The organism is Picosynechococcus sp. NKBG042902 (assembly GCF_963864045.1).
GTDB lineage: Bacteria > Cyanobacteriota > Cyanobacteriia > Cyanobacteriales > MRBY01 > MRBY01.
Genome location: NZ_CAWLTV010000066.1, coordinates 19,688 through 32,870 on the forward strand (window position 1 = coordinate 19,688; position 13,183 = coordinate 32,870).

13 protein-coding genes are annotated in these 13,183 nt (G+C 46.7%); 9 read left to right on the forward strand and 4 right to left on the reverse strand.

What is annotated here, in order from left to right:
* Positions 1-76 precede the first annotated feature (76 nt).
* The 5 genes from AACR41_RS06610 to AACR41_RS06630 all read left to right on the forward strand — a co-directional run bounded on the left by AACR41_RS06610 (position 77) and on the right by AACR41_RS06630 (position 4,587).
* Positions 77-397 carry a hypothetical protein gene (locus AACR41_RS06610; RefSeq protein ID WP_152550999.1) on the forward strand — a complete coding sequence of 107 codons (321 nt, stop codon included), beginning with the start codon at positions 77-79 and terminating at the stop codon, positions 395-397.
* Positions 361-2,343, forward strand: coding sequence for an argonaute PAZ domain-containing protein (locus AACR41_RS06615; RefSeq protein ID WP_030007227.1), 1,983 nt, complete (start codon positions 361-363; stop codon positions 2,341-2,343). Before AACR41_RS06610 ends, AACR41_RS06615 begins: the two co-directional genes overlap by 37 nt.
* 131 nt (positions 2,344-2,474) lie before the next feature.
* Positions 2,475-2,798 carry a nucleotidyltransferase domain-containing protein gene (locus tag AACR41_RS06620; RefSeq protein WP_030007228.1) on the forward strand — a complete coding sequence of 108 codons (324 nt, stop codon included), beginning with the start codon at positions 2,475-2,477 and terminating at the stop codon, positions 2,796-2,798.
* Positions 2,795-3,178: a HEPN domain-containing protein gene (locus tag AACR41_RS06625; protein ID WP_030007229.1), complete on the forward strand. Its 384-nt coding sequence runs from the start codon at positions 2,795-2,797 to the stop codon at positions 3,176-3,178. Before AACR41_RS06620 ends, AACR41_RS06625 begins: the two co-directional genes overlap by 4 nt.
* A gap of 110 nt (positions 3,179-3,288) precedes the next feature.
* Positions 3,289-4,587: an FHA domain-containing protein gene (locus AACR41_RS06630; protein ID WP_045442042.1), complete on the forward strand. Its 1,299-nt coding sequence runs from the start codon at positions 3,289-3,291 to the stop codon at positions 4,585-4,587.
* A gap of 12 nt (positions 4,588-4,599) precedes the next feature.
* Here the strand turns inward: AACR41_RS06630 and AACR41_RS06635 are convergent, their stop codons facing one another.
* The gene (locus tag AACR41_RS06635; protein WP_045442045.1) at positions 4,600-5,235 is read right to left on the reverse strand and encodes a GerMN domain-containing protein; all 636 of its coding nucleotides are present in this window, start codon (positions 5,233-5,235) and stop codon (positions 4,600-4,602) included.
* A gap of 22 nt (positions 5,236-5,257) precedes the next feature.
* The gene (locus tag AACR41_RS06640) at positions 5,258-8,398 is read right to left on the reverse strand and encodes an efflux RND transporter permease subunit (protein WP_030007232.1); all 3,141 of its coding nucleotides are present in this window, start codon (positions 8,396-8,398) and stop codon (positions 5,258-5,260) included.
* 181 nt (positions 8,399-8,579) lie between these two features.
* Between AACR41_RS06640 and AACR41_RS06645 the strand changes: the two genes are divergently transcribed.
* The 3 genes from AACR41_RS06645 (at position 8,580) to plsY (ending at position 10,856) form a co-directional block, all read left to right on the forward strand.
* A complete protein-coding gene (locus AACR41_RS06645; protein WP_030007233.1) occupies positions 8,580-8,984 on the forward strand; it encodes a DUF3119 family protein in 405 nt (134 codons plus the stop codon).
* Positions 8,985-9,046: 62 nt separating this feature from the next.
* A complete protein-coding gene (locus tag AACR41_RS06650; protein ID WP_030007234.1) occupies positions 9,047-10,171 on the forward strand; it encodes a DUF3086 domain-containing protein in 1,125 nt (374 codons plus the stop codon).
* 37 nt (positions 10,172-10,208) lie between these two features.
* Complete coding sequence (gene plsY, locus AACR41_RS06655; protein ID WP_030007235.1) at positions 10,209-10,856, forward strand: glycerol-3-phosphate 1-O-acyltransferase PlsY; 648 nt, start codon at positions 10,209-10,211, stop codon at positions 10,854-10,856.
* A gap of 360 nt (positions 10,857-11,216) precedes the next feature.
* Here plsY and psaJ read toward each other — a convergent pair whose 3' ends face one another.
* Together psaJ and AACR41_RS06665 are read right to left on the reverse strand one after the other, a co-directional pair.
* Positions 11,217-11,330 (reverse strand): photosystem I reaction center subunit IX, encoded by a 114-nt coding sequence (gene psaJ / locus AACR41_RS06660; protein ID WP_012306636.1) that lies wholly within the window; start codon positions 11,328-11,330, stop codon positions 11,217-11,219.
* A 43-nt stretch (positions 11,331-11,373) separates the two neighbouring features.
* Positions 11,374-11,883, reverse strand: coding sequence for a photosystem I reaction center subunit III (locus AACR41_RS06665; RefSeq protein WP_030007236.1), 510 nt, complete (start codon positions 11,881-11,883; stop codon positions 11,374-11,376).
* A gap of 155 nt (positions 11,884-12,038) precedes the next feature.
* Between AACR41_RS06665 and tsaD the strand changes: the two genes are divergently transcribed.
* Positions 12,039-13,106 carry a tRNA (adenosine(37)-N6)-threonylcarbamoyltransferase complex transferase subunit TsaD gene (gene tsaD, locus AACR41_RS06670; RefSeq protein ID WP_030007237.1) on the forward strand — a complete coding sequence of 356 codons (1,068 nt, stop codon included), beginning with the start codon at positions 12,039-12,041 and terminating at the stop codon, positions 13,104-13,106.
* Positions 13,107-13,183: the final 77 nt, after the last annotated feature.

Below are 13,183 nucleotides of genomic sequence, written 5' to 3' on the forward strand. Positions count from 1 at the left end.
GATTCCAATAATAAATTTTGAGTATAATTCAAAGAGTAAGCCGTCAAGCTTACTCTTTTTTATCTGCACTTATTCTATGATGAACATCCAAAATGTTTTTTTAAATAGCTTTAAAATCAAAACTCTAGACCATACAGAAAAAGTAGTTAAGGCTTATAATTGTAATTTTAAACGATCTCCAAAAGAATCGGAGTTAAGTTCGCAATTAAATGCAATAGCATATCATGTTGGATGTTCTGCTACTAGATATAAAGATAAAATTATTACCTACTCATCTATTTGGCAAAATAAACTTGAAACAGAAGAATATAAATTGTCTTTTGAGAAAAATATTGCTCTAGATCCTCGCCAAGGGACAGATTGTTTGGCTCTAGAACGGTTGCAAAGAAAAAATTAAGGTATGAAGTTAAACAGTTAGATTCAAGGTATGAAGTCGATTCTTCAATGAATGGCGGATTTATTTGGTGGAATAAAGAAAATGCGGCATTACAAAATACAGAATTTGGCTGGGAGCTACATGAAGGATTCAATATTGATATAAAAATCACAGGACAAGGCACTTTATATCTAGATATTGATTCTTATTATCGTCTTTATAGTCCTTGGAATTTGACTGAGTGGTTTACAAAACATCCTGATCTGTCACTTTCTTGTTTTCCTTATGTGCGCAATATTTATGATGCCATGACATGGAAAAAGCTTTGTTTTGATCCTCGTAGACCAGAAGAAGTTACTTTTGCAGAGAATGGTCAAACCCTAGCTGATTTTCATCTGCGGCATAAAAAGGCTCCTGCTACACCTAAAGAAATTCAATCCTCATTTGTGATTCAAGTGCAAGGCACGACTAAACAGCTCAAAAATAAACTAGTTTTTCACTTATCTTCACGTGTGCGACCTTGTGTTTCCCTAGATTTACTAGCAACCCTTGCAGATAATGGAGATCAAACAGTTAATCAAGTCTTCAATACAATCAAACCTACTGTTCAAGAGCGGTTCTCACAGTCGAAGCACATTGCCCAGTTGATAGGACATCAGATTTACCAGCTTGCCAAAGATGATGCTTATCAAATTAGTCCTTTTTCTCTAGAAGGAGAGACAGTACAAATTCATAATACTTCTTTGATTAGCTATAATCACGAACCTATCAACAAGGTGTATCAAAGTTTATCTCAGGGCTTTTTCAAATCTGGAGAAACACGTTTAGGGTATCTAAACTATGAGAACAATTCTGCCAATCTAGGTTGGTCAAAATTTATTTTGCGACAGATTGAAAATTTAGCGAGAGTTCATCAGGTAGAGATTGATACGAGTTCAATACGTCATAAAGAACAAATACCGAATAGTTCGATACAAAGATTTCAATTTTGGAAATCATGGCGTGATGAAGGTATTCAGACTATTTTAGTCGTTTGCAATTGGCTAGAAAACGAAGAAAAGCTAACCTTAACAAAAGAAGCGTTAGAGCATGGAATAGCGCTACAGTTTATGCTACCTGTAAAGGAGAAAGTTGTGAAAATACAACAAAAAAATGGAACATATAAAGAAGATATTCGCCTCAACAATCCTAATGATAGATATCGAATACAAAATATTCTATTAGGATTATTTGCTAAAGCAGGTTGGCAAGCTGTTGGCTTAAATTCAGAATTAATCTCTAATTTCGCTGATTTAGTTATTGGCTTTGATGCAGGGAGAAATGACACTTTATCTTATGGCACAAGTTCATTTGCTGTTTTAGCGAGTGGTCAAACATTAGGTTGGGAATTACCAGAAGCTCAAAAGGCGGAAAAACTGAATCATGAACATGTAAAGTTATCTGTCAGAAAAATCATTGGTCAGTTTCAAAATTTGATGAATGGAGAATTACCCAAGCGTATTCTTTTAATGAGAGATGGTTTAATTCAAGCAAATGAATTTGATTCTTTATTAAGTGAGCTAAAAGAAGAGAGGATTGCATACGATCTCATCAGTGTGAGAAAAAGTGGTGCTGGTCGAATGGCTCAGTTACAACTAAGAGATGAAAATCAACCAACTTATATTGATGTCCCAAGAGGTACAGTTGTTTTTTCCGGAGAGCATAAACTCAAGATTGTAACATCAGAAGCTAAGGCCGGAGGCAGTGCAAGACCACTATCAATCATTAGGGAAGCAGGTAGTACTCCAATCAAAGACATTGCAGAACAAGTATTTGTATTAACGCTGCTTCATCCTACAAGTGCGGCATTTCCAAGTCGCTTACCTATGCCATTACATTACGCAGATAAATTAGCCAAAAAAGTTCAGTCTCTAGGGTCAGTTGGTATTCTTCAAAGTTTATCTCGACAAAAATTGTTCTTCGTTTAAATTAAATTGGCTTGGGAGATACATGAATTCTAATTAAATAGATTATAAACTTCGGTGGTCGCCAAAATATCATTACTGAAATGAGGGGCTACTATTATTTGATTTTTAACAAGATTATTTGAGGATTCAAAATGCCTAATTTTCAGATCAAAAATATTCTCAAAAACATAAAGCAGGACTTGAAATTTTTGTATCAAGAAAATCTGGAAAGTATTATTTTATATGGTTCTCAAGCACGAGGCGATGCAAATAGATTTTCCGATATTGATATTCTCGCTATTTTAAGGTCTAATATTGATCCGTATCAAGAAATCAATAGAACAGGTGAAATTATTGCTAAACATAGTCTAGATAATAATGTTGCTATCTCCTGTCACTTTATTTCCTCTGAAAGGTTTCATCAACAAAATACGCCTTTCTTAGCCAATGTCAAAAGAGAAGGAATTGTTATATGAAACCAGAAACTCCGAAATTTATTACGAAAGCAAAAGAGAGCCTAAAAGCATCAGAAATTTTAGCAAAACAAAAACTTTGTAATTTTGCTGCTTCGAGAGCTTATTACACGATGTTTTATATTGCTGAGGCGTTCCTTTGGGAAAAAGATCTCAGCTTTTCTAGTCATTCTGCTGTGATTGCTGCGTTCGGACGGGATATCGTCAAAGTAGGAATTGTTCCCACAGAGTTTCATCGCTATCTCATCACTGCTCAACGTAAAAGAACCCAAGCAGATTATGGCATTGAAGATGATGTTCAAATCAGTTTAGAAGATACTCAAATCCTGATTGAGCAAAGCAGGAATTTCATTGCGATCGCCGAAAAATTATTACTGGAATGAGAGACGGGCGATCGCCTTAATAATCTTTTATTCACGACTGTGAACCGTCGCCAAATAGGGTGCTACGATGGGCAACAAAACCCTCTGCCATCCTGGAGAAGCTGAGCGTCATGGCCAAATCCATTGTCACCCTTGTTGATAATCTGCCGGAAAACAACATCACCACAAAAGTTTTGACGGCTCTCGATACCCTATTTCCAGGGGAATGGATAAATTTTCGGGGATTTGACGACGCGATCCGCCAAATTACCCAAGAGACCAATCCAGAGGTGTTGCAACGAATTCGGGACAAGGCGATCGCCCTCTATGATGACCCAAAAAACGGTTACCAGAGTGCGGTTTTTCTATACCAAACCGTCGATCGAGCTGACACGGCCCTGGGGACTGCCGCCCTCGCCGACAAAATTGGCGAAAAAATTGGTCTTTTGGGCTTTCTCAGTAAATTGACTCCCAAGGCCGACACCAGCCAAACCATCGATCTCGTACTGAAAATTTCCGTTGAGGCGATCGCCTACTGCAAACTGAACGGTCTCCCCCAGGCAAACCCCCAGGTTCTCGCCCAGGCCCTCCAAGAAAACTATCGGGGTGCCGCCCTGGTGCGCATGGGAACCCTCGTTTGTGTTGATGGCCTTTTACCCCTGGGGCCGGATTTCCTCGAAAAAGTCCATAGCATCATTGGCCAAGTCGATCAAACCGAAGTCCAAAATAATAGCGGTTATACGGTACTTGGTTCAGCTCTACCTGGGGAAGATACCGCTTCCAAGCTGGGCTTTTTAAGCGAAAATTTCGAGGCTGTGCGGGGCTGGATGCAAAACTGGATCGCGAAAACCGGTGTGTCCCGTAGCTCTGTATTTAGTCAGTTGGGGCGATTTATTGAATTTGCCGACGACAATCTTGATTTAGTGGCTGCTTTTTTGGATCAAACCACCAATTACTTTACCCATACCGGCATTCAAACGGTGGCGACCCACCTGATTAAACGGGCTTACCAGGACGTACAGACAGAGATGGGGTTACTCCCTGGGACGGTCGCACCACCAGAGCCAGTGCCCACCGATGCCGGGGCGACGACCCTACAGCTACCCCAACCCCAATTTCGCCATGTGCAAACGGATACGGTGCTGGCGATTCCGAAGGTTTCCATTGTTCATATTGGCAAACCGAATCCCCAATATCCCCCGGAAGTTGATTTATCGCCGTTGCCCAATAGCGATGTTGTCTCCCGGCTCCACGCAAATTTGTGGAGTGATAATGGTTTTGAGTATTACATCCTGGATGTGGGGAGTTCCAACGGCACTTACCTCAATGGCGTTTTGTTGGAACCCAAGGAAAAACATCTGCTGCAAAACGGCGATCGCCTCGATTTTGGCCGGGGCGAAAAGGTCAGCCTCATCTTTGAAATGGGCTAATTTAGAGGCTAATTAAAGATCAAAGTCCGTTGTGAAACTGTCGCGGGTCATGGGCTGGGCAATCTCTAGCCCCTCGCCCCCCAACACTTCCAAAGGTTCCCCTTCGATTTGGAACCACACCCCGGCGGTGGGATCAAGGCTAGTGGCCGTGTAGAGCACCTGGGCAACGCGACCAATCATCGAGGCACTGCCGCCGCCAAACTGAAACTCTTCGGACAGATTCACCACGATACCATCCCCTTGGATAATCAGGCTCAACAGTTCGGTCCCGGGGGGAATTGTGCTACTGAGGCCATCCTCTGGGGTTTCTGTGAGCAATTGGGTAAACAGATTTTCCAGTTGGCCTGTGGGGGTTTCTGCGGTGGGGGCCACTTCGACGGGGGCTAAGGCCAGGCGATCGCCTTCATCTTTAAGCCAATAAACCGTCGGCTGGGGCGTCGTTTCCCCAGGATTTGAATCTGGATTATTGTCGGTGGGATCTTCGCCGCCTGGGGGCTGATTATTCTCAGCGGGAGGCTGTTCATTCACCACCGGGGGCTGATTATCTCCATTGGGAACCTCGGTGCAAGCGGTCATGAAGGCGATCGCCAAGGCCACTGTACCCAACCCTTGCCAAACGCGTCGTGTCCAGATCATTTGTTTTACCATTGCAAACTTACAGAGCAAAATCCTATACCTCATCCTTTGACAGTCGGTGACCCAATAAAGATTCACTCAGGTAAGTCACCAAAATATACAAAATCGGCACCACAAACAAACTCAACAAAGTCGCCACTAGCATTCCCCCAAAGACCGTCGTCCCCAAAGACTGACGACTGGCGGCCCCGGCCCCCGTTGCCAATGTTAAGGGAAAGATCCCCGATAAGGTCGAAATTGCTGTCATCAAAATTGGTCGGAGTCGTTCCCGGGCGGCCTCAATGGCGGCTTTGGTAATCGATAGCCCTTCGCCACGTAAATGGTTTGCAAATTCCACAATCAAGATCGCATTTTTACTCGCCAAACCAATCAACATCACCAGCCCCACCTGGCAATACACATCATTGGGGAAGCCCCTAAGTACCAATGCCGTCAAAGCACCACAGATCGCTAAAGGTACCGAAAGCAAAATAATCGCCGGATCCAAGAAATTTTCGTATTGCGCAGCTAGAACCAAAAAGACAAAGACCAGCCCCAAACCAAAGATAATCGGTGCTTGGCCACCAGACTCAATTTCCTCTAAGGCTGTACCCGCCCACTCATAACCAAAACTGCGGGGTAACGTTTGCTGGGCGATGCGTTCCATCGTTTGTAAGGCTTCACCAGAACTGACCCCCGGAGCCGCAGAACCATTAATTTCAATGGAACGCAACAGATTGTAGTGGTTAATGGTTTGTGCCCCAGAGCCGGGTGTGACGGTGAATAACTGCCCCAGGGAAACCATTTCGCCTGTGTCGGAGCGGGTATAAACTTGACCAATATCCGCTGGATTATCCCGAAATAGGCCATCCATCTGAACATAGACCCGATAATTATCCTGACCCAAATCAAAGTCATTGACATAGGTAGACCCAAAGGCCGTTTGTAATGTGCCATAGACCTGGGCAATATTGATATTTTTCGCCTTTGCAAAATCCCGTTTAATCTCAAGGTCATATTTGGGATTATTGGCGGCATAGGTACTAAACACCCCTTGGAGGGCAGGATCTTGGTTCGCAGCACCTAGCAGTTGTCCCATGGCTCCCACCAAATCCTGGATGGCAGCGCGTCCACTGCGGTCTTGGAGTTGGAACTGGAAACCACCAAAGTTACTGAGGCCCTGAATCGGCGGCGGATTCACAGGAAAGACGCGAGCTTCAGTAATTTGCGCAAAGGTCGGAAATAGGCGACCGATGATCCCTTGGGCTGTTTGTTCGGGTCGAGTCCGCTCTGACCAGGGTTTCAGGGGACAAAAAATAACACCAGAATTGGCTTGACTACCGCCCCCAAAACTAAAGCCACTAATGGCAAAGGTGCCATCAATTTCGGGGATTTTGAGGAGTTCTGCTTCGACCTGCGCCATCACAGCATCGGTGAACTGCATTGAAACCCCCTGGGGGGCCTGGACAAGGGTGATGATGTAACCCTGGTCTTCTTCGGGGACAAAGGCACCGGGGACAATTTGGTAAAGCCAGGCGGTTATCACCAGCAGGACAGTAAAAAGACTCACCACGGCATATTTCATGCGGGTCAGTTGGAAAAGAATTTTTTGGTAGCGGCGACGGAGCCAATTTTGAAAGCGATTGAATTGGTTAAAGACTTTTCCCAAAGCATTGGTGGGTTCGGGGCGATCGCGCAACAAAACCCCAGCGAGGGAAGGCGTTAGGCTCAGGGCAATAAAGGTCGAAATCGCGATAGAGAAGGCAATGGTGAGGGCAAACTGCTGATACAAAGCTCCCGTCGTCCCTGGGAAAAAAGCCACCGGAATAAATACAGCCATCAGCACTAAGGAGGTGGCAATAACGGCTCCGGTCAACTCTTGCATCGCGGCGATCGCCGCCTGTTTTGGGGCCATGCCTTTCTCGTGGATGAGCCGGGCAATGTCTTCGACGACCACAATCGCATCATCGACCACTAGACCCGTCGCGAGGGTCAAACCAAAGAGGGTCAGACTGTTAATCGAAAAATTGAAGAGTTTAATGAAAATAAACGTCCCAATCAAGGCAATGGGAATCGTCAAGGTCGGCACGAGGGTTGTGCGCCAATCTTGGAGAAAAAGGAAAATCACAAAAATCACTAAGGCGATCGCCGTGATGAGGGTGATCACCACTTCCCGCATCGATGCCGCCACATAATCGGTCGTATTAAAAGCAATCCGATAATCCAACCCAGGCGGAAACTGTTCCGAAAGGACTTCCATCTCCGCAATGACGCGATTTGCCACATCCAGGGCATTACTCCCCGGCCGCTGGAAGATCCCAATCCCGACGGCCTGGTTGCCCCGGTAGCGGACAGTGGTGTTGTAGCTCTCCGCTCCCAGCTCAACGCGGCCCACATCCCGCAGTTTAATAATCTGACCCTGCTCATCAACCTTGAGAACCAGTTCTTCAAACTCTGGTACTGTTCCCAGGCGTCCCCCTTGAATTTCTAAGTCAAACTGATACTGTTGTCCGGCGGGGGCAGGGGATTGGCCCAACTGTCCAGCCCCCACCAGGCGATTTTGTTCTTGGATTGCGGCGACTACGTCCTGGGGGATGAGGCGACGGGCCGCCAGACGATTGGGATCAAGCCAGACCCGCATCGCATAGCGACGTTCCCCAAAAATTTGGACATTACCGACCCCCTCTAATTTGCGGAGGGCATCGAGTAGATAATTATCGGCATAGTTACTGAGAAAGACATCGTCATATTCGCCCGCCTCGGAGTACAAACCGACCCCAAGGACAATGTTATTGCTGCTTTTCGCCACCCTGACTCCGTTTCGCTGGACTTCTGCGGGCAGTTGTGAGGTGACGGCGGCAAGTCGGTTTTGGATATCAACGGCGGCCAGGTCTTCATTACGGCTCGCATCAAAGGTGGCCACAATGGTGCTCAGACCGTCGTTACTACTGGTGGAGGAAAGATATCTGAGACCTTCGATCCCGTTGAGTTCTGCTTCAAGGATATTGGTAACGGTTTGCTCTACCACTTCAGCACTGGCCCCGGTGTAGCTAGCGGTGATGCTGATTTGGGTGGGACTAATTTGGGGAAACTGGGCAACTGGGAGGCTGGGAATCGTAATGAGACCGACCAGTAAAATGATCACACCACAAACCAGGGCAAAAATAGGCTTCTTGATGAAGAGCTTAGAAAACATTGGGAGAATCTGAGAAAAGCATCTCCCTATCGTAAGAGTTTTTTTCCAGAAAGGCCGGTAATTTTCTGGGTTTCGCGTCAAATTCTTTGTTTTTGTGCTTCAAATCAGAAAATCTTTAATGGGGAAAGGCTTGGCGTTAAAATTGGAATTCCCCCCTGCTCACCCTAAAGCCCCCACAGCAATGACTTCTGCTTCTCCGTCACCTCAGCTCAGCGATCAACTGCCGCCAACGGTGGAATTACGGCCTAGCTATAACATTCCCCTGGTGCTGATTATTAGTGGGATTCCCCTGGCCCTCTGGCAAATTTGGGTGGGGGCGATCGCCTCTTTATTTGGTCTATTTTTACTTTTTCAAGCAGTAACCCTGCGACTAGAATTCACCGCCACGGATTTAGATGTTTATCGCAGCGGCGATCGCATTCGGCGTTTCCCCTATCGCGAATGGCAAAATTGGCGCATCTTTTGGACAAGGGTTCCCATCCTGTTTTACTTTAAAGAAATCAATAGCATTCATTTTTTACCGATTATTTTTGACCCCCGCACTCTCCAGCAGGTTCTCGAAGCGCGCTGCCCCCGCCAAGACTAACACCCTTCATTAATGACGCTTTCCCCTGCGTTGTCACCCGTTGCCCCTAAGGACAAACTTTTATGAGTTCAGACCCCCAACAAGACCGACCCAAATTAGATCTGCAACCCACTCCCAAAGAACCATTAAATTTGCCCTCTGAAGCGAGTGGTACCGAGACTGATGCCAGTGCTTCAACTCCTGCGCCAGACCAGACCCCAGAGACCACGACAGACAACACCGACTTAGAAAAATTACAGGCAGAAAAAGAGACTCTTCTGGCAGAGATTGCCGCACTGAAGGCAGAAAAAGCGGCCCTCTTACAAACGGAAACGGGAGATCTCCAAGCTCAACTAGAACGGTTGATGGCCACAGGACTCCAAACCCTCGAAGACAGACAGGCAAGTCTGCAAAAATCTGTTGCCCAATTGGAACGACGCCGGGACAAAATCCGTGAGGAAATGCGCACCACCTTTGCGGGTACGTCCCAAGAAATTGCCGTGCGGGTACAAGGGTTTAAGGACTATCTCATCGGGAGCTTGCAGGATTTGGCGATCGCCGCCGAGCAGTTAGATTTACCCAGCTTTGATCAAGATTGGTCTGCGGCACCGTCACCAGTACCGACCCCGGAGCCTCCTCCTCAAAAATTAACCCCGCCCCAGTTTTCGGAGCAAAGTTTTGCCGCCAAGGCGCGTCGAATCCAGGAAATGCTGGATCAATACCAGATGTCGCCGGACTACTATGGCCCCCCTTGGCAACTGCGCCGCACCTTCGAGCCGATCCATAGCGAACGGGTAAAGAAATGGTTCTTTGACCAAGGTGGACGGGGCGCGATCCGGAGTATGGGTAGCCGTCTGCAAAATATTCTTGTGGCTTCGGCCAGTTTATCGGTGCTCTACAGTCTCTATGGCGATCGCCTCCGGGCCTTGATTTTGGCGAATACCCCAGAACGACTCGGCGAATGGCGGCGGGGCTTACAGGACTGTTTAGGCATCTCCCGCAGTGACTTTGGGCCAAACTCTGGGGTCATTTTATTTGAAAGTCCCGATGCCCTCGTCCAAAAGGCAGATCGACTCGTAGAAGATGATAGACTACCGCTAATCATTATTGATGAGGCTGAGGACAATATTAATCTGTCGTTGCTGCAATACCCGTTGTGGCTTGCATTTGCGCCGGAACCCCAGTCCGATTCTTCTTACTTTTTCTAAGTTTTCGCACGTGTTTTCTGCATCGGAGTAATGGGTTATGAATCTTTCGTTGGCGATCGCCCCCTTTTGCATCGGCGTGGCCTATTTATTGGGCGCTATTCCCACGGGCTACCTAGCTGGCAAGTGGCTCAAGGGAATTGATATCCGCGATTATGGTTCCCGTTCCACAGGGGCGACCAACGTCCTCAGAACCCTCGGTAAAAAAGCGGGGATCACGGTGTTGCTCTTCGATGCGCTCAAGGGCGTTGCGGCGATTTTATTTTTCAAGCTGCTTTATACCCACCCTGAATGGATTGATTTTCCTGCCAACTATGACCAATATTGGCTCACCATGGCCGTGGCGATCGCCGCTGTCTTGGGCCACAGCAAATCTATTTTCATCGGCTTTAACGGCGGCAAATCCGTTGCTACCAGCATCGGTGTCCTTTTGATCATGGCTCCTTGGGTTGCTCTGGGCACTATCGTTACCTTTGCAGCGGCAATTACTTTAACCCAAATCGTTTCCCTGAGTTCGATCAGTGGGGCGATCGCCGTGATGCTTTTGATGATTGTTTTACAGCAGCCCCTCCCCTATATCCTCTTTGGGGCGATCGCTGGTATTTATGTCATTGTGCGCCATCGCAGTAATATCCAAAGAATCATCGCTGGTACCGAACCTAAAATCGGGGCTAAAGCGACAAACTAAATTTTGAAATTAATGCCCAAAAAATCAAACTCTGTTTGCGGAGATCGGGAAAAGGTTGTCTGCGTTTTTGATTAACTTTTTCGGTCTAATTTGTGAAGGTGTTGCTTTATTGAAAAGGCAAAATATTTGATGATTTCAAGGTTTTGTAGTCTTTGTTTATGGGCATGATCTTTTCACAAAAGAGTCAAAATGACGGCTTTCTTCTAATTCGATTCGGGTCAATTTCCTTGATTGCCTTTCTGCCGCTACAAAGTCAAAAAAAATCAAGTCGAACCAATTAAAAAAGCACTGAGACTATTCCCAGTGCTGTTGTTTTATTAGATTATTAAAACCAAAATCCCAGTGATGTTTTATTTAAACCTACGGGTGGAATAAAAGATCAGGGAAGAAACGGTTGAACTCAATTAGTAGTCCGGCCGTAAAAACCATCATTGCGGTCAACAACACCGGCGCAGAAGATAAGAACTTATCCATTTATTTACTCCAAAAAGAATGATAAATACTTAAAAATGAAAACCTAGCGAGGAGAGATGGGGACATCCGCATCCTTCACGACTAGCTCACCGGAAGTAAATTCTTTCAGAGCAGCCAAAGGCCAAGCAAAACCAGCCAACATCAAGCTAAACGCCCGGGGGACATTGATGATGACTTCTTGCATTGCCGCATCTTTTTCATCACGGACTGCGATCAGATAAGCGCGACCAGCCCAGCCGATCCAACCAGCAATGTAGAGAAAGAGAATACTTGGAATTAAAAATTCACCGGCATGATCAAGACGGCCGTCCACGATGAGGTGGGGCAAACCTTCGGGGCCACAGAGGGCTTCAGAGTAAGCAGCGGCACGGTTTTGACCGGAGTTCGGGTCTGCGGTGGTGTTGCGGAAGTTCTTTGCTCTTTGTTTATAAGCGGCGGACTCACTACAGGGGGTTAAGTGAGACAAAGAATCTGCTTTCACGGGGGAAGCAAAACCCAGCCACAAAGTTAAAGAGAGAGCAAAGGCGCAAACAACAGCTACGAAACGTTGCATAAGTTTGTTTCCTTTTGTTACAAAATAATTAAGTTTTTTGTACAAAAGATACGCCAATCCATTTGTACTTTGGAAGCAATATTACTGTGACCAGCGTATCGAGTAAAGGCAAAAAAGGTTAAAGTTGTTAACTTAAATCTAAGTTATACCGATATATGAGCATTGTTTTAGCAATCGAAACAAGTTGTGATGAAACTGCCGTTGCAATTGTTAATAATCGTAAAGTTCTTGGCAATGTGGTTGCTTCACAAATCGACATTCATCGGGAATTTGGCGGCGTTGTGCCAGAAGTAGCATCACGGCACCATTTAGAAAGTATCAATGCTTGTATTGACACGGCCTTTGAGCAGTCGGGGTTGAGCTGGTCTGAAATTGAGGCGATCGCCACGACCTGTGCGCCGGGCTTAGTGGGGGCTTTGTTGGTGGGGGCCGCCGCCGGAAAAACGTTAGCGATGGTGCATAACAAGCCTTTTATTGGCGTTCATCACCTAGAGGGACACATTTATGCCAGCTACCTCAGTCAACCGGAGTTAGAACCGCCTTTTCTCTGTCTCTTGGTTTCTGGGGGGCACACGAGCTTTATTGAGGTGCGCGGTTGTGGGGAATATGAACTGTTGGGGGAAACCCGCGATGATGCTGCCGGAGAAGCCTTTGATAAGGTGGCGCGGTTGCTGAAGGTGGGTTATCCAGGGGGGCCAGTGATTGATCGTCTGGCCAAAACAGGTGATCCCCAGGCCTTTAAGTTGCCAGAGGGGAGAATTTCCTTACCGGGCGGGGGTTACCATCCCTACGATTGCAGTTTTAGTGGTCTAAAAACGGCGGTGCTGCGTTTGGTGCAGCAATTTGAAACCGAAGGGAAAGCCGTGCCTGCAACAGATATTGCGGCCAGTTTTCAATACACTGTTGCCCAGGCTTTAACGAAACGAGCTGTGCGGTGTGCAGGCGATCGCCAACTGCAAACCATTGTGGTCGGTGGTGGTGTGGCTGCCAACAGTGGTTTACGAGAAATTTTGACGGCGGCGGCGGCGGAAGCAGGGATTCAGGTTTATTTCCCGCCCCTCAAATTCTGTACGGACAATGCGGCGATGATCGCCTGTGCGGCGGCGGAACATTTCCAGAAAGGTGATCGCTCCCGGCTAGATTTGCCCGTGGCCTCCCGGTTGCCGATTACCCAGGTGCAAACCCTATACACCCCTCTAGTTCCCCTCAAGGGGAAATCTTAAGCTGCGCCACCTCTCTCAAGGGACATACACCCTCCGTTCTATCGACCACCTCCCTTAAGGGACATACACCCTCCGCC

Excerpts from the sequence above, each read along its gene's own strand:
- AACR41_RS06610 (WP_152550999.1), top strand. The coding sequence starts at position 77 with ATGATGAACATCCAAAATGTTTTTTTAAATAGCTTTAAAATCAAAACT.
- AACR41_RS06620 (WP_030007228.1), top strand. The coding sequence starts at position 2,475 with ATGCCTAATTTTCAGATCAAAAATATTCTCAAAAACATAAAGCAGGAC.
- AACR41_RS06625 (WP_030007229.1), top strand. The coding sequence starts at position 2,795 with ATGAAACCAGAAACTCCGAAATTTATTACGAAAGCAAAAGAGAGCCTA.
- AACR41_RS06630 (WP_045442042.1), top strand. The coding sequence starts at position 3,289 with ATGGCCAAATCCATTGTCACCCTTGTTGATAATCTGCCGGAAAACAAC.
- AACR41_RS06635 (WP_045442045.1), bottom strand. The coding sequence starts at position 5,235 with ATGGTAAAACAAATGATCTGGACACGACGCGTTTGGCAAGGGTTGGGT.
- AACR41_RS06640 (WP_030007232.1), bottom strand. The coding sequence starts at position 8,398 with ATGTTTTCTAAGCTCTTCATCAAGAAGCCTATTTTTGCCCTGGTTTGT.
- AACR41_RS06645 (WP_030007233.1), top strand. The coding sequence starts at position 8,580 with ATGACTTCTGCTTCTCCGTCACCTCAGCTCAGCGATCAACTGCCGCCA.
- AACR41_RS06650 (WP_030007234.1), top strand. The coding sequence starts at position 9,047 with ATGAGTTCAGACCCCCAACAAGACCGACCCAAATTAGATCTGCAACCC.
- plsY (WP_030007235.1), top strand. The coding sequence starts at position 10,209 with ATGAATCTTTCGTTGGCGATCGCCCCCTTTTGCATCGGCGTGGCCTAT.
- psaJ (WP_012306636.1), bottom strand. The coding sequence starts at position 11,330 with ATGGATAAGTTCTTATCTTCTGCGCCGGTGTTGTTGACCGCAATGATG.
- AACR41_RS06665 (WP_030007236.1), bottom strand. The coding sequence starts at position 11,883 with ATGCAACGTTTCGTAGCTGTTGTTTGCGCCTTTGCTCTCTCTTTAACT.
- tsaD (WP_030007237.1), top strand. The coding sequence starts at position 12,039 with ATGAGCATTGTTTTAGCAATCGAAACAAGTTGTGATGAAACTGCCGTT.